Source organism: Thioclava sp. (genome assembly GCF_048263065.1).
GTDB lineage: Bacteria > Pseudomonadota > Alphaproteobacteria > Rhodobacterales > Rhodobacteraceae > Thioclava.
The window spans coordinates 71,868-87,642 of the sequence record NZ_JBLXEM010000002.1 but is presented as its reverse complement, the minus strand read 5'-3'; the positions used below and the strand labels follow the sequence as shown (position 1 = coordinate 87,642).

The window sequence follows — 15,775 nt, the reverse complement described above, 5'->3', positions numbered from 1 at the left end:
CGCGGCGCGCGCGTTCGTGCAAGCGTCAGATCAGGGTCTTTTGCCCAGATTGGCACGCGCCAGCACCAGAACCGCCGCCAAGCCTACCGCTGACACGAGCAACGCTGCGGGTGAGGCCTCGCCGAGCTTTTCAAGGCTGGCTTTTTCCTGCACGCGTGTGGCGAGGGTTTCGTAGTTAAACGGGCGCAGCAGCAAGGTGGCAGGCAGCTCTTTGACGCAATCGACAAAGACCAGCAATAGGGCCGAGCCGATCGAACCGCGCATGAGCGGGATATAAATCTCGCGCAGCACGTTGCCCTTGGCGCGCCCCAGACTGCGCGCAGCCATCGGCAGCGAGGGCGGCACCCGCGCGAATGCCGCATCGACCGCGCCTTGCGCAATCGCGAAAAACCGCACCACATAGGCCAGCACAATCGCCACCGCTGTGCCAGTTAGCAATAGCCCCGGATCGCGGCCCGTCACGGCCAGCACGGCATCGGCCAGAGCATTGTCGAAATAGGCCAACGGAATGAGAACCCCAACGGCCAGAACCGCCCCCGGCGCAGCATAGCCGAGCGTCGTCAAAGGCAGCAATCGGCGCGCCAAACCTGCACCTGTCATGCGCACGCCGTACACCATGAACAGCGCCATCGCGACGGTCAGTAGCGCCGCAGCGCCGCCGGTGCTCAGGGTGTGCCAAAGTGCCGTGCCAAGACCACGCCCGAACCATGTCTCGGGGTTGGCCAGCGCGTGGGCCGCCATTACGCCCACCGGCAGGACAAACCCTAACGCGACGGGCAAAGCGCAGAGTGCTGCCGCCAGCCACCCAGCCCCCCCATTCAGCGCAACCGGCATCACCGGGCGCGAGTGCCGCGCGCTTTGATAATAACGAGCTTTTCGACGCGAGGTTTTCTCCAACGCGAACAGCACGAAGACGATACCAAGGATCAGCAGCGCCAATTGGGCCGCGCCCCCTGCATTGCCCCCCTCAAGCCATGTCGCGAAAATGCCAGTCGTCAAGGTCTGCACGCCGAAATGCGCCACAACGCCGTAATCGGCCACGGTTTCCATCATCGCAATTGCCGCCCCAGCCGCAATCGCAGGGCGTGCAAGCGGCAGGCCGACGCGCCAAAATAGCGCCACCGGCCCCGCCCCCAGCGCGCGCGCCACCTCATAGCTTGCGCCCGATTGTTCGCGCAGCGCGGCGCGCGTGATCAGGTAGGTGTAGGGGTAAAGTGCCGCCGACAGCACCACGACCGCCGCCTCGCGGGAGCGGATTTCAGGAAACCAGTAATCGCGCGCCGAGGCCCAGCCGAACGTGGTGCGCAGCGCAGTCTGCACGGGGCCGGAATAGTCCAGAAAATCACTGAGCGCATAGGCCCCTACATAAGCTGGAATCGCCAAGGGAAACAGCAACAGCCATTCCAGCGCACCTCGTCCGACAAAGCGATACATCACCACCAGCCACGCCGCCCCTGCCCCGATCGCCGCGCTGAAAACGCCCACGCCAAACGCCAGAATCGCGGTGTTGCTGAGGTAGCGCGGCAAGGTCGTGGCCACCAAATGCGGCCAGATGTTTTCACGCGGATCAAAGGCCATCACGACAACCGCCAAAATCGGCGCAAGCACCAGTGCCGCGATCGTCACAGCGCCCGCCGACCACAGCCCGCCTTGCATGCGGGGGCTGGTGCGGCCTGCGCTGGTCCCGGGCGAGCGGGATGGCGCACAAATATCCTGAGTATTTTTGTCAGAGCACATCCGCCCTTCTAGCCTGAAACGCATTTGCCTGTCCAGATTTCAACGGCTAAAGTGCGGCTCAATTACAAGCGCGCCATCAAGGCCGCACAACCGTTGCGAGGTCGAGCAGATGAAAGTCGTTTTCCACTTGGGTGCTCATTCGACCGATGAAGATCAACTCGTACGTGTTTTAGCAAATAATCCCAAGGTGTTGGACGAATATAAAATCTCTGTGCCGCCGCCGCAAAAATATCGCATGGTGCTGCGCGATGCTTTGGTGTCACTACATGGCGAACCCGCGCCGTTGCAGGTGCAAGACGCGATTATTGAGGCGTGCTCGGATCAAACCGATCTGGAACGGCTGATTTTCAGTCACGAGTTTTTCCTGTGTATTCCCGAACGCGTCATTACCGAACACGGCTTTTACACGCGCGCCGCGAGCAAACTTGGACCGCTGGCGAACCTGTTTCCTGACAATGAAACCGAATTTCATATGGCACTGATCAACCCCGCGACGTTGATAGTTCAACTGGCCAAGCGCCTGCCCAAACGCAGCTATGAGCAGTTGATGGCCGGGCTAGATCCGCGGGATTTGCGTTGGGAAACTGTCGTTCGCGATATGCGCGATGCAGCGCAAGGCCGACGTTTCGTGATCTGGTGCAACGAGGATGTGCCCCTGGTTTGGCCCGAAGTGCTGCGCTCTGTCTCGGGCATTCCAGCCGAGCGAGGCCTGAAGGGCGATATGCTTTATCTTGATCAGATCATGCTGCCTGAAGGGCGATCTCGGCTACGGTCTTATCTCCGAAGTCATCCGGTGAAATCGGTGGTGCAACGCAACAAGATCTCTGCCGCGTTCTTGGCCAAATACGCCCAGCGCGAAGAAATCGAGATGGACGCCCCGCTGCCGGGATGGACGGATGAGTTGGTTGCGGAAATCACCGCGCAATACGACGCCGATGTGGCCTCGATCGCGCGGCTACCGGGGGTCGAATTTATCGCCCCCTAGGCTTGGCGGGTCTTACGACATGCCCAGCGCGGATTTGTACAGATCGAGGATCGCCTCTTCCTCGGCCAGATCGTCCTTGTCGCGCTTGCGCATCGCAACGATCTTTTTCAGCACCTTGGTGTCGTAACCGCGCGCTTTGGCCTCGGACATGATATCTTTTTGCTGCTCGGTAATGTCTTTTTTCTCGGCCTCGAGGCTTTCGAATTGTTCGACGAATTGACGCAGCTCGTCGGCGGCAACGTTATAGGCGGCATCGCTGGGCATGGCTCTCTCCTGCTCTGATCGAGGCCCTGACTAGCCCGCCGCGTGCGCCGCATCAAGAGGCACGAGGCGCGTTTTGCTTGCCTCATGCGCGCAGAGCCGCTAGGGCAAGGCGCGCGCCGAGCGCGTTGCGCTGACGGAGGATGGCATGGAATATCTGATCTGGGCAGGAGCTGCGGTTTCGGTCGTGGGGCTCGTGGGCATTTTGTGGTGCATTATTTCGGTCGCCCAAGCCAAACGCGCCGGGCTGGAAGATGCCGCTTTACGCGCGCGTCTGCAGCGCGTTGTCGTGATCAATATGGCCGCCTTGTTCGTGTCGGTGATTGGCCTGATGATGGTCGTTGTCGGGATTTTTCTGGGCTGACCTTTGGTTCAATGCCCGTCGAGATCGGCAAAATGCTTGCCGTTCCGGATCAGCACATCCCACAGCGTAACCGGTGCGCTCGCACCTTCTTCTTGCAATGAACGCAGACGTTTACGGGTCGCAATTAATCCTTCCTGATCTGCCCAGAACATCACCCCACCAAGGTTTTTTGGCAGCCCTAGCGCACAGATCGCGGCCAGATCAATATCGCTTGCGCGATGGGCCTGCGCATGTTGCAGCAACCACGCCCCGCAATTGGCGACCTCCCCCAGAACGCGGGCCAGAATTTCAGCGTCCGAGAGCTTGCGCGTCACCCCTCCGGCCTCGGTGCGCAGCGTGTCCAGCCAATCGGGGGCGGCTCCGTCGCTGGCGTAAAGTTGCAGATCGGCATCCTCCATCGCGACGAGTAGCAGATCAGGCGCAAGCCCCGCCTTGGCACGCCCCGCATTCAGCGTTTTCGCGCCGATCGCATCAATCAGGCGCAGCGGAGAGCGCGCAAACCCTGCCGCCAAAAAACTGCGATCCATCTGATCGCGAGACGCCCCCGCCAGCAGCGCTCGCCCGCATGCCGAGACCAGGCTGAGGCGCAAATGCGCGACAATGCCCGCCGCCCCCGGACCGCCCAAAATCACCTGCGCGCCGCCTTGACGCAGCACCATCGCCAAATCGTCAAGCGTGGCGCGCGCACAGCCCGGCCCCGCGACCAGTTCGACCACACCACCGTCACGCGTCAGCGCGATGCCTGCCTCAGGTGGATCGAGGTGATCGAGGCTTTCAAACACGCAAAGATCTGCCGCCGGCAGGCCCGTCACGCCAGATCGGGCAATCAGCAGCGCGCAATCGCCAAGCCCCGACGGGTCTGTCGCCGCCCCCAGACGTGCCCAATCTGCCTCGCGCTGATCAGGGTCCAGCGTGCCGTTTTGCACCGCGATTTCCTGCGCGCGTGCGATGGTCGAAAACGCCGTCTGGATTTGCTTAGCGTCGCTCGCGCCAACAACCACCTCGTGGCCCGCCGCCAGTAGCGCGCCCGCGAACCCTGCAGGCTGATCCCAAAGCCCGATACGCCGCGTCGACGCTGGCCCCGCATCACTGGGCTGACCGGGCAAACTAAGTGCTTCAATCTCTGCGGCGCGCGTGTGGCGCAGGGCCTTGGCAAGCGGCGTTGCGCTCAGATCGTCATAGGCGACGGCTTCGAAATCAAGCGCCTCTTCCAGCGGAAGCAACACCGCCGCCTCAACCACTTCGCAGGCGCGTTGCCCGACCCCGGCAAGCGGCCCGCGCGTCAGCTCGGATTTTGGCCCGGCAAGGGCTGAAAGATATGTGGCGGGATCTGCCAATGCGCTATCGGGAGTCGCTCCGCCCTCGGCGATCAGCGCGTCCAGCGCGTCGATCACCTGCGCGGGCGCGACATCGGGTAAGACGATATCACACAGCCCCAAAACTAGCGCGCGCTCGGCCTTAATCCGGCCCGGCGGCGCAATCAACTGCAGCGCCGCAGCCCCGCCCGCGCGCCGCGCAAGGCGCACAAAACCGCCCGCTGCGGGCAATGTGCCAAGGCTGAATTCGGGCGCGCCAAAACAAGTATCCTCGGTCGCAATGCGCAAGGACGCAGCCTGTGAGATGGCCAACGCACCGCCCTGAATACGCCCCGACAGCGAAACCAAAACAGGCACTCGCGCGCCCGCCAGCACGCTACACAGCGCCCCCAGATCAGGGGCGCTCGGATCATGGGCGTAATCAGACAGCGGATCGCGCGCGCAGGGCCACCCGACAGTGTCGCCCTTCAGCACAATCGCGCGCACGCCGCGATCATTCAAAGCCAGTTCCAAAGCGTTGTGAAAAGCCACGCGCAAATCTGGCTCAAACCCGGCCACAGCGCCCTGATCATTCAGTGCCGCCAAAGTGATCCAAGCCAGCCCGTCCTGCTGTGCGATCTTCACACGTCTCGCCATCGCATTGCTCGCCCTATAAACCCGCCATCGCGTGTGAGTTTACGGCCAACGCGCTGCAAAACAATGGCAAATTACGCCCTGCGCGGGTTCCAGCTCTGCGCAGGGACGCGCGGAGCGGTCTTAGCGCGCGCCCTTTTTGGCACCCGGCGCGTGCAACCGACAAAATGGCGTCGCGGGCAGCAGGTCCAGACGCGCCTCGTCGATGCGTTCTCCGCAAGTGACGCAAAACCCGTATTCGCCCGCATCAAGGCGCTGCAACGCGGCTTCGATCACGCGCAATTCCTGACGCGCGGCCATGTCCAATTCGTCCAAAACCTCGTCATCTTCCTGCTTGCTAGCTGCATCTTCCCAGTCTTGCTCGACATGGCTGTCCAACTCTGCGTCGATCTCTTCGATCCGCTCAAGCAGATGCGCTTTGCGCGCTTCGATCTCGGTGCGGCGGGTTTTGTCGCTTTTCATGGTTCATCCTCCGTTTTGCCGATTACAGCATTGCGCGGCGCGGCGCTCAATGATGCATATCAACATATCAAAATACTTGCGTATGATCGCACGCACACCCTAACATAGCATGGTCGGCAGGTTTGGGAGAGCCTGCGGGCTTCGAGAGAGCAATGCGTCATTCATTTTTACCTATACGCACGAGGGAGATCTCATGCATCAGGATTGGATTTGGGGGCTCGTCGGCGGTCTGATGATCGGCGCGGCGGCCGGAATATTTCTTTTGATCAACGGTCGCATCATGGGCGCGAGCGGTATCATTGGCGGCCTAGTTGACGGCTCCGGGCGCGATAACTTGTCTGAACGCGTGGCTTTTCTGGGTGGGCTGGTGGCAGTACCGCCGCTTTTGGTGCCCCTTTACAGCAATGTCGACACCCATGTCAGCCAAACCATTTGGGTGCTGATTCTGGCAGGGCTATTGGTGGGCGCTGGCACGCGGATTGCCAATGGCTGCACCTCGGGGCACGGCGTATGCGGGATATCGCGCTTCTCGTTGCGCGGCATTGTCGCGACCGCATTTTACCTGTTGGGCGGCGCGCTGTCGCTGGTCGTATTCCGCCACATTCTGGGAGTGATCTGATGCGCAGCTTTTTCGCATTCCTTTCGGGCGGGCTGTTTGGCGTGGGGCTACTCGTTGCGGGTATGGTCGACACCAAAAAAGTGCAGGGCTGGCTGGATATCTTTGGCACATGGGATCCGACTTTGGCGTTTGTAATGGGCGGAGCCGTTAGCATGATGGCAGTTGTCTGGGTGTTCGCCAGCAAACGCGAAAAGTCGATTCTTGGCTCACCTATGCCGGGACCATTTTCGCAGCTTGTTGATCGCAATCTGGTCTTTGGCTCGTTGCTGTTTGGCGCGGGCTGGGGGCTGGCTGGGTTGTGCCCGGGTCCGGCGATGGCCTCTCTCAGCTTTAATGGCTGGGAAGGCTGGCTGTTTTTGATCGCAATGGGGCTTGGAATGGCGGTGGCACCGCGGCTGAAAATCTGGTTGTCGATCTTTGATCGCTCGACGCTGGAGGCGACGCCAAGCGACACCATCCCTGACGAAGACAGCACCTTGGCCCGCGACACACCCGCGCGCGCGCGCTAAATTTGGCTAAAAACCCGATCCGATTTTGAGCGGCGGCAGATCTTCTGTCGCCGTTTCCGGTTCAGGCAAAGGCGCAAACCCTCCCAGATCGGCCAGCGCGTCAGGCGCGCCACGACTGCCTAAATTTGCCAATCCGCCAAGTTCATCGCTAGGGCCATTATCGGCGGGGGCATGATTCCCCAAATCGGCCCGCGACGTGGCAGGCTGATCAAGCTTTGGGAGTGGGCTTGTGCCAACCGTCGGATCATCCTTGGGCGTCTTGTGATCCAGCGTCACGCTTTCAGGCGAAGTCAAACGCAGCGCGCGGTAGCCTCGGCTTTGCCCCAGCCGTGCATAAGACAATTTGCGCCGTCCCTGCGCCTCAAGCGTGATCTGTTCAAGTGAATCGGCGCGCAGCGGCAGTTCCATCCCCGGTTTGAAATCCAGAACCGCCGACAATGACAACGTCACCCGGTGCAGCACCGCATTCAGCACCGCAGGCGTTCCCATCACGGCGCGTTCGATCTGATCCGCCCACGGGGGCGCAAAGGCGGCGGCCAAATCGGCATGCGTCGCGCCCTCGCCCTCTGTCTGGGTCTCGCTGAGGGCGCGTTTGAGATGCGCGCCGCGCCCCTTTTGCGGCACCGCCCATAACAGCCCGCCCGTGCGTTCGCCCCCCTCGCCCAAGGAAAACTGCATATTCCAGACGCGAAATGTCACGTCTTCAAGCAACAGACCAAGCGGGCGGGGATCATCCAGATGCGAGGTATAGCGGAATCCCCCCGCCCATGAAATCGCGTCATCTTCAATCAACGTGGTCTCAATCGCGCCCAGCAGCGCGTCGATGAAATCGGCCGCCATGGCAGCATCAATGCGCGTCGCTTTGCGCGGGCCGGATGGGATTTTACCAAGCCGCCTCATCGTTTGCATCTCTATCAACGCTTGAAGCGTCGCAGGGGGGATTGCGATCAATCCCAAGGCCTCAGACGGCCCCTCAATCAGCGCCAAAAGTGACAGCGCCTCAAGCGTTTCGGGCAAATCGGCAAGGCTGCGCAGCGTCTCCTCAATCGAGGTGACCTGTAGCGGCAGCTGCAAACTATCCTGCGCCACTTTCGCCAAGCTTGTCGAGATCGCGCGCTCGGGCGACATGGCAACGCCATCCGCGACGGGACGCCCCGCCTCGGCTTTTTTGCGCAGCACGGATCTTCCCTGCTCTGCTGCCATACCCTCGTTCCGTCCAAAATCTGCAAGAACCTTGGACAAAGACTCGCAGATCAAGGTTTACAAATGATTTAGAATTCGGGGCTTAGGTCGGGCTTTTCGTTTGCACCCCTTGGCGACGCAACGGCAGGCTCACGCGGAACCCCGCCCCGCCTTGCCCAGGCAAATAATCAATCGAGCCACCAAGGTTGACCATAATCTCGCGGCAAATCGCAAGACCAAGCCCCGCGCCGCCGGCCCGACTTTGATCTGTAAGACGCGAAAATTTCTCAAAGATCAACTTTTGGGACTCTTTGGGAATCCCTGCGCCATTGTCGATAAAGTCGATCTGCACCCGTTTGCCGCGTTTCTTGACTTCGATACGCAACACCGGGCGCTCGGCCTCGCAATATTTGCGCGCGTTGGAAATAAGGTTGATGAGCACCTGCACCAGCCGGTCAGCATCGGTGAAAATCGGAATATGTTCGGTAGGAAAATCGCGCTCAATGCGAAAGCTGCGCTCGGGGCGCGCCGCCGAGGCTGCCTGCACCGCGCGATTAATTAGATCGTGCAGATTGACCACGGAAATATCCAGCTGCGCGCGGCGGTTTTCCAGCACCGAAAGATCGAGCAGATCATCAAGCAACCGGGTCAAACGACGCGCCTCTTCATGGATGATCTCACTATATTGGGCGCGCATCGCGTCGGGGAGATCTGGCTCCATCAGGATTTCGGAAAACGCCCGGATCGAGGTCATCGGCGTGCGCAATTCATGGCTGATCTGGCTAAGAAACGCATCCTTTTGCACCGACAGATCGCGCAGCTTGTCATTGGCCTCACGCAGCGCACGCGCCACTTTCGCCAGTTCATCGGATTTCGCCTCGAGACGGGCGGAATATTCCTTGGCCTCAGCGGTTTCGCCCGCCACCGCGATCAGATCTTGCATCGACACCGAGCTGCCCCCGGTCAGTTGCGCAATCATCGCATGCGCCGTCGCCGCCCCGACCGAGCCCGCCAATTTGCGCTCAAGACGCGCGGTAAAGGCGGATGTGGTGTCGGGCAGGAACCCCGCCTTGCCTTGGGCTGCGGCCTGCGCCTGAAAGAAATGCTGCGCCTCTTGCGCGCCTAAAATGCGCTGGGACATCGACAACAGGTCTTCGGCCTCTGCCCCGCCCTGCGCCCAAGACCGCGTCGCAGGGCTTTGATCAAAGATATTGACAAAGGCCACCCCCTGCAGCCGCTCCATCGGGCCAGGAAAAGACAGCATTGAAAAAATCAGGAACGCCAAGGCGTTAAACAGCAGCGACCAGAATAGCGCATGCAGGATCGGGTCCAGCCCCTCAATCCCAAACAGCGCATGGGGACGCAGCCAACCAAGGCCGAGCGGCCCGACATCCAGCACCGATTGCGGCAGTAGCCCCGAATTCCCGACCGAGGGGAGAAACAGCGTATACCCCCAAAGCGCAAATCCGATCAGCAACCCTATTGTCGCCCCCAAATGGGTCGCGCCACGCCAAAATATCCCGCCCAGAAGCGCGGGCAGCACCTGCGCGGCCCCGACAAAGGCGATCAAGCCAATCGAGGCTAGCGCCTCGGACCCACCCGAGAGGCGGTAATAAATATAGCCCATGCTGAGAACGGCGATGATCGACAGCCGACGCGAGGCCAGAACCAACCCACGCACATCGCCCGTCTCGCGTGTGCTGGATCGGCGCTGCGCCAGCCACAAGGGCGTTACGATATGGTTGCTCACCATCGTCGACAGCGCAATCGCCGCGACAATCACCATAGAGGTGGCCGAAGAAAATCCACCCAGAAATGCCAGCAGCGCCAGTTTGTCCTGCCCCTGCGACAGCGGCAATGTAAGCACAAACAAATCGGGGTTTGCACCGACTGGCATGCGTTCAAGGCCCATCGCCGCGATCGGCACGACAAACAGGCTCATCAGCATCAGATAGCCCGGAAAGGCCCAGCTAGCGGTGGCCAGATGACGCTCATCGACATTCTCGACAACGAGCACCTGAAACATCCGCGGCAAGGTCAGCACTGCGGCGGCAGAGACAAAGGTCAGCCCGGCAAAGCGCCCCGGCTGCAAGTTCCACTCGGAAATCGTTGAGGCATCAATGCGCGCCAGCATATCCACCACGCCGTCGCCCATGCCCCAAACCACAAAGACCCCCACCGCGATCAACGCAACCAGCTTGACCACTGCCTCCAGTGCGATGGCGGTGACCACGCCGTGATGGCGTTCATTCGCATCCAGATTGCGGGTACCAAATAGGATCGTAAACAGCGCCAGACCGCCTGCGATCCATAGCGCCGTTGCCCCTTGATCTGGCAGCGCCCATCCCTCGGGTGCCTCGGATGCGAAGACTCCGAAACTTAGCGTAACCGATTGTAATTGCAGCGCGATATAGGGCGTTGCGGCGGCGACCGACATCACCGTCACGATTACGCCCAAGGCATTGGATTTGCCATAGCGGCTGGAGATCAGATCCGCGATTGAGGTCACGCGATGCGTGCGCCCGATCCGTACCAGCTTGCGCAGCACCCACCACCAGCCGACGAAAACCAGCGTCGGTCCTAGATAGATCGTAACGAATTCCAGCCCCGAGCGCGCCGCATAGCCGACCGCACCGTAAAACGTCCAGGCCGTGCAATAGATCGAAAGCGAGAGCGTATAGATCCACGGGCTGCGCAAGAACCGCAAGCGATTGCGACCCGCGCGCTGCTCGGCCAGAAACGCGACCCCGAACAGGACGATGACATAGCCCACACAGACCGCGACAAGGCTGTTGAACCCCATCTTATTCTGGCTCCTGCTGCGGGGCGTTACCCTCTTCGGGCAGTTCCTCGGCATCCAGAACAGGGCCAAGACCCCGCGCGATTAGAAAGGCTGCAAAGATCAAGCCAATCCAGACCGCAAACAAATACAGCCCGCCGCGCCCGGTATCAGGTGTTGGCGTTTCGGCGGGATGCCACAGACCGGGCAGCGCGAATAGCACCATGCCCAGCACAGGCAGCAACCGCGCCGCATCCATCAGCCGACGACGCCGATATGAACGGCGCGCCAGAAACAGCGGCTGACCCGATTGCGGCATCAGACGGGCGTCCCTTGCGCACCACCCGTGATTGCCTCAAGCCCAGCAAGCACGTCGGAATTGGCGAAGGGTTTGGCCAGAAATGCGGTCGCACCCGCGCGCTCGGCGGCCTCACGATCCCGGTCTTGGCCACGCGCGCTGAGCATCAAGACCGGCAGCGCGGCAAGTGTCGGATCGGCGCGCATATCGGCCAGAATTTCCAACCCCGAGCGCCCCGGCAACATCAGATCCAAAATCACCGCATCGGGCGCTTGCGCGATAATCTGGCCAAGCGCCTGCGCGCCATCGGCCAGCACCGACACACCCCATCCCGCGCGCGACAGGATAAAGCGGATCGCCTCGGCGATATGGGGTTCATCCTCGATCAACAGAACCTGACGTTGGTGCATTTTCCCTCTCCCGTCTCGACTATCGCGACCCCGCGCGGTGCTGTCAAACACTTGCGCGCGGCGGCGTAGCGTTGTGGGACAGCGGCGCAGGCAGGGTGCCGTGAAAGCGGTCCGCAATTGCCCCGCGCGTGCCATTTTCATGCCCCATTTTGGCGTGAAAACGGCTTCAACGATCTCAACACGGGATCACGGCTTAGCTTGGAGAACACTGCCATGTTCGGATTTGACGCCATCGCCATCGCCATTATCACCGTCGCCTTGCTACGCGAGGCTGTCATGCGTCTCTTCCCGGCTCAAGACGCTCCGGCAGGCAACTAAGCCCCTGCGAATGCAGCGCAAATCAGCCGCGCGCCAACACCGCAAGATCAGCGACATTCGTCCCCGTAGCGCCGGTCAGCAGCAACGCCTGCCCCGCCTTTAGCGCGCGGTAAGAATCGTTATTTGCCAACAGCGCATCTGGGTTTTCGCCAGCCTCGCGAATGGCTTGGCAGGTATTGGGCCCAACCAGCCCCCCTGCCGCATCCGTCGGACCGTCGCGCCCGTCCGTCCCGCCCGACAAAAACCGCCACTTCCCCGACACACCTGCCTGCTCGGCCAGTTGCGCCACACGCAGCGCGAGTTCCTGATTGCGGCCGCCAAGCCCATCGCCGCGCAAGGTCACTGTGGTTTCACCGCCAAACGCCAGCACTTGGCCCGGAGCCAGTTCCGCCAGCAAGGCCACAATCCGCGGAGCCAGATCGGCCACATCGCCGCTCAACTCAAACGGTGCAGCTTGCGCCCCCACGCCCAGCATTGCCGCGACCGAGATCGCGTTGGCCCCAACCAGACGGTTGCGCGCTTGCGGTAAATCGCGTTGCGCATCGGGTTGGGTAAGATGCGCACGCACTGACGCAGGCAATGCGTCAAATATCCCTAGATCGTGGCACAGGTCATGCGCCTGCGCCCGCGTGCCAATCGGTGCAACTGTCGGCCCCGAGGCGATCACCGCCAGATCATCGCCCGGCACATCGGACAAGATCAGCCCCGTCACCGGCGCGGCGCTGGCCGCGAGCCAGCCCCCGCCTTTGATCTGCGAAAGCTGCTGGCGGATCAGATTCATCCGCACAATATCGGCGCCGCAACCCAGAAGGAGGTGACTGACCTCCGCCTTGTTCGACAGGCTCAAGCCCTCACAAGGCGCAACCGCCAAGGCCGAGCCACCGCCCGAAATCAGCGCCAACACACGGTCTTGCGCGCCAACACCAGCCAGCGTCTCAAGGATCGCGCGCCCCGCTGCTGCACTGCCCGCACCCGGCACCGGATGATCGCCCACAATCAGGCACGCGCCTTCGGGCGGGTCTGCGCCTTCAGCGTTCTCGGGGTTGGTTACAATCAAAGCGGCTGTCCCGTCTGGCAAACTGGCCAAAGCCGCGCCCGCCATCGCAAGCGCCGCCTTGCCAAGCGCGATCACCTGCCAACGTCCGCTCGTCCCCGGCGCATCCTCGCGCGCCCAATCCATCGCCTGCGCCACCGCGCGCGCGGGATCGGCCGCAGCAACGCCTGCGTCAAAAATTGCGCGCACCTTTTGGTCGAGATCGGACATGATATTCCCCTTTAGTCTGGCCCCAGTATCCGCGCGAGGCGGCGTTCCGCAAGCCGGTGCTCATGGCTTTCGCGCCGCGCAAAAAGAAACGCCCGCGAAGATCGCGAGCGTTTCGATGACAATTACAGAAATTGCAGTATCCGATTGGTGAGGGCGCGAACGCCCCCACCGGGGAGGAAATCAGCCCCCTTGGCTTTCGATATAGGCCAACACGGCTTTCACATCGTCAGCCTTTTTGAGGCCTACAAAGGACATCTTGTTCTTCGGGATATAACCCTTGGGATCAGCAAGATAGGCCTGCACGGTCTCTTCGTTCCAAACCAGACCATCTTCGCCATGCTTCTGCATCGACTTCGAGTATTTGAAGCCGTCCACAGTGCCCGCCTGACGCCCGATCAACCCGTTAAGAACCGGACCAACCCTGTTTTTGGCTTTCTCTCCGACTTGGTGACAGGCCTTGCACTTTTTGAAGACCTTTTCGCCTGCCGCGACGAGCGCGGGATCGGCATCAAGCGTTTCTTCCGTGGCCGCGGGGGCCGCAGCTGCCTGCTCTTCGGCAGCAGCAGGGGCGTCTTGTGCCATCGCTTCCTCGCTAGCACCTTCGCTTGCAGCCGTGGCCACAACCGTGTCGGCAGGCGCATCCGCCGCCGTATCGGCAGCGGCGGTGTCATCGCCACCCTGATCGGGCGTGACGTTAAGAACGGTCGCCTTCATCGTGATATGCACGTCTTTCTTACAGTCAGACATACACCCCGCTTTAGAGAACAACGGGTATTCCGTCTCAGGGCGATCATCGACGATGAAACCATCCGCATTGGGCATTTTCACATCGAGGAAGTTTTCCTTGCTCAAGACGAAGTCATCATCGACGAGATCGTTGGAGTAAAGAATATAGGCCACGATTGCATAGGTCTCGTCGACCGTGAGCGTTTGCGCATCCCCGAAAGGCATCGAGCGGTGAGCGTAGTCCCACACCGTTGACAGGTAGGGGAAATACGACCCAACCGTCTTGACCGGGTCCTTGCGTGCCAGAGTGTCTGCACCGCCAGCCAGCTTGGGCCAATTGTCTACACCTTCGGCGAAATCACCGTGACAGGCCGCGCATTTATCGGCGAACAGACTGTCGCCGTCAGCGACCGAGCCTGATCCTTCGGGCAGGTTCTTGCCATCAGGGAAGACCTGAACCGTCCAAGCTTTCATTTCGGCGGGCAGTGCGGGACGGCCCAGATTGTAGGTCTCTGCCATCGCTGGCGTGGCCAGTAATGGTGCTGCGAGCAAGGCTACCAGAGTGAGATTACGACGACACTTCGACATTCTCAGACTCCCCGTTTTCTTTGACCCACCAAGTCTGGATCCCGTTATTGTGATAGACCGAGTTCTCACCGCGGATCGCGCGCAGCGCGTCTTTGGTGGGCTGAACGTAGCCCGTGGCATCGGTGGCGCGCGATTGCAGGAACATTTCCGAACCGTCCCAGTCGATGTCGAGATAAAAGCGCGACATTGCCTTATCGACGCCCGGCTCTGCCAGACGCGCCTCTTGCCAGTTTGCGCCACCGTCGATCGACACGTCGACCTTGGTGATAGCGCCCCGACCCGACCATGCCATGCCGGTGATAACCAGCGGGCCTTTGCCGTGCTTGATCGGCATCTGCGGGCTGGGCGAGGTGACCACGGATTTCGCATCCATGACCCACGTCCATTTGCGCGAGATGCCATTGGCCAGCGTGTCGGTGTATTTCGAAGTTTCTTCACGCGCCTGCACAGGCTCGTCGGTCACTTCGATGCGGCGCAGCCACTTCACCCACATGTTGCCTTCCCAACCGGGAACGACCAGGCGCACCGGATAGCCATGCTCTTTGCGCAGGGCTTCGCCATTGGCCTTGATCGCAACAAGGCAGTCGTCCATCGCCTTTTCCAGCGGGATCGAGCGACCGTTCGAGGACGCATCCGCGCCTTCGACATACAGCCACTTGCCTTCGGTCTGAACGCCAGCCTCTTCCAGCAACGTGCGCAGCGGAATGCCCGAATACTGCATGTTATGGATCATGCCTTGGGTGAACTGCGCACCGTTCAGCTGCGCGCCCGCCCATTCCATGCCCGAGTTCGCCGCACATTCGAGGAAGTAGGTGCGGTTTTCGCGCGGGAAACGCTCGAGATCTTCGTAGGTGAAGACCAGCGGCTTATCGACAAGACCGTTGATCATCAGACGGTAGTCTTCTTTCTTCAGCTCAATCGCGCCCGAGTGGTGACGCTCAAACGCGCAACCCGTTGGGGTGATCGTGCCGTCCAGCGCGTGGATTGGCGTAAAGTTGATCGAGCTGATCACATCGGCCGTTAGCCAGCCGACATTGCGCCGGATAACATCGCTTTCGAATTCAATCGGCAGCCCGTAGGGCGTGGCATCGACACCGTCGCCCCAACCCTGAGCCCAGGATTGCACTTCGGTGATCAACGGATCGGGTTGTTGCTCTGCGCGCGCGGCACCTGCCCCCGCAGCCATTGCCCCTGCCGCAGCCCCTGCCCGCAGAAATCCGCGGCGGCTGTAGCCGGTGCCAGTGGCCGGAGTGGCGTGGCGTTCCTTCTCGTCCATGTAGTCTCCTCCAGTCTCTTGCCCCATTCGGGGTTTCGTCATCAGTTG

15 protein-coding genes are annotated in these 15,775 nt (G+C 61.1%); 4 read left to right on the top strand and 11 right to left on the bottom strand.

Going from position 1 to position 15,775, the window contains the following annotated elements; all coding sequences use genetic code 11:
• Window positions 1–30: 30 nt before the first annotated feature.
• Window positions 31–1,656, bottom strand: a complete 1,626-nt coding sequence (locus ACN0SD_RS03535; RefSeq protein WP_417807186.1) for an ABC transporter permease — start codon at window positions 1,654–1,656, stop codon at window positions 31–33.
• 190 nt (window positions 1,657–1,846) lie between these two features.
• On the opposite strand from ACN0SD_RS03535, the gene ACN0SD_RS03530 reads away from it, so the two are divergent.
• Window positions 1,847–2,722, top strand: coding sequence for a hypothetical protein (locus ACN0SD_RS03530; protein WP_417806841.1), 876 nt, complete (start codon window positions 1,847–1,849; stop codon window positions 2,720–2,722).
• Between the two features lie 12 nt (window positions 2,723–2,734).
• Here ACN0SD_RS03530 and ACN0SD_RS03525 read toward each other — a convergent pair whose 3' ends face one another.
• Entirely contained in the window at window positions 2,735–2,986 is a 252-nt protein-coding gene (locus ACN0SD_RS03525) for a DUF2312 domain-containing protein (RefSeq protein WP_038127302.1), read from the bottom strand.
• A 145-nt stretch (window positions 2,987–3,131) separates the two neighbouring features.
• Here ACN0SD_RS03525 and ACN0SD_RS03520 point away from each other — a divergent pair, with 145 nt between their 5' ends.
• The gene (locus ACN0SD_RS03520; RefSeq protein WP_417806840.1) at window positions 3,132–3,347 is read left to right on the top strand and encodes a hypothetical protein; all 216 of its coding nucleotides are present in this window, start codon (window positions 3,132–3,134) and stop codon (window positions 3,345–3,347) included.
• Window positions 3,348–3,355: 8 nt separating this feature from the next.
• On the opposite strand, the gene ACN0SD_RS03515 is transcribed toward ACN0SD_RS03520, so the two are convergent.
• The gene (locus ACN0SD_RS03515; protein WP_417806839.1) at window positions 3,356–5,299 is read right to left on the bottom strand and encodes an enoyl-CoA hydratase-related protein; all 1,944 of its coding nucleotides are present in this window, start codon (window positions 5,297–5,299) and stop codon (window positions 3,356–3,358) included.
• Between the two features lie 120 nt (window positions 5,300–5,419).
• Window positions 5,420–5,758, bottom strand: coding sequence for a TraR/DksA family transcriptional regulator (locus ACN0SD_RS03510; RefSeq protein WP_417806838.1), 339 nt, complete (start codon window positions 5,756–5,758; stop codon window positions 5,420–5,422).
• 193 nt (window positions 5,759–5,951) lie between these two features.
• Here ACN0SD_RS03510 and ACN0SD_RS03505 point away from each other — a divergent pair, with 193 nt between their 5' ends.
• Together ACN0SD_RS03505 and ACN0SD_RS03500 are read left to right on the top strand one after the other, a co-directional pair.
• Window positions 5,952–6,377, top strand: coding sequence for a YeeE/YedE family protein (locus tag ACN0SD_RS03505; protein WP_417806837.1), 426 nt, complete (start codon window positions 5,952–5,954; stop codon window positions 6,375–6,377).
• On the top strand, window positions 6,377–6,886 hold the full coding sequence (locus ACN0SD_RS03500) for a DUF6691 family protein (protein WP_417806836.1): 510 nt from the start codon (window positions 6,377–6,379) through the stop codon (window positions 6,884–6,886). The genes ACN0SD_RS03505 and ACN0SD_RS03500 overlap by 1 nt, the downstream gene beginning before the upstream one ends.
• Window positions 6,887–6,892: 6 nt before the next feature.
• On the opposite strand, the gene ACN0SD_RS03495 is transcribed toward ACN0SD_RS03500, so the two are convergent.
• From ACN0SD_RS03495 to soxC, 7 genes are all read right to left on the bottom strand, one after another.
• The gene (locus ACN0SD_RS03495; RefSeq protein ID WP_417806835.1) at window positions 6,893–8,065 is read right to left on the bottom strand and encodes a FliM/FliN family flagellar motor switch protein; all 1,173 of its coding nucleotides are present in this window, start codon (window positions 8,063–8,065) and stop codon (window positions 6,893–6,895) included.
• A 106-nt stretch (window positions 8,066–8,171) separates the two neighbouring features.
• Window positions 8,172–10,871 carry an ATP-binding protein gene (locus ACN0SD_RS03490; RefSeq protein ID WP_417806834.1) on the bottom strand — a complete coding sequence of 900 codons (2,700 nt, stop codon included), beginning with the start codon at window positions 10,869–10,871 and terminating at the stop codon, window positions 8,172–8,174.
• Window position 10,872: 1 nt separating this feature from the next.
• Window positions 10,873–11,166 (bottom strand): hypothetical protein, encoded by a 294-nt coding sequence (locus ACN0SD_RS03485; protein ID WP_417806833.1) that lies wholly within the window; start codon window positions 11,164–11,166, stop codon window positions 10,873–10,875.
• Window positions 11,166–11,555, bottom strand: a complete 390-nt coding sequence (locus ACN0SD_RS03480; protein ID WP_417806832.1) for a response regulator transcription factor — start codon at window positions 11,553–11,555, stop codon at window positions 11,166–11,168. The genes ACN0SD_RS03485 and ACN0SD_RS03480 overlap by 1 nt, the downstream gene beginning before the upstream one ends.
• A gap of 340 nt (window positions 11,556–11,895) precedes the next feature.
• Entirely contained in the window at window positions 11,896–13,137 is a 1,242-nt protein-coding gene (locus tag ACN0SD_RS03475; RefSeq protein WP_417806831.1) for a glycerate kinase type-2 family protein, read from the bottom strand.
• Between the two features lie 180 nt (window positions 13,138–13,317).
• The gene (locus ACN0SD_RS03470) at window positions 13,318–14,451 is read right to left on the bottom strand and encodes a c-type cytochrome (RefSeq protein WP_417806830.1); all 1,134 of its coding nucleotides are present in this window, start codon (window positions 14,449–14,451) and stop codon (window positions 13,318–13,320) included.
• Window positions 14,432–15,727 carry a sulfite dehydrogenase gene (gene soxC, locus ACN0SD_RS03465; RefSeq protein ID WP_417806829.1) on the bottom strand — a complete coding sequence of 432 codons (1,296 nt, stop codon included), beginning with the start codon at window positions 15,725–15,727 and terminating at the stop codon, window positions 14,432–14,434. Before soxC ends, ACN0SD_RS03470 begins: the two co-directional genes overlap by 20 nt.
• Window positions 15,728–15,775 lie beyond the last annotated feature (48 nt).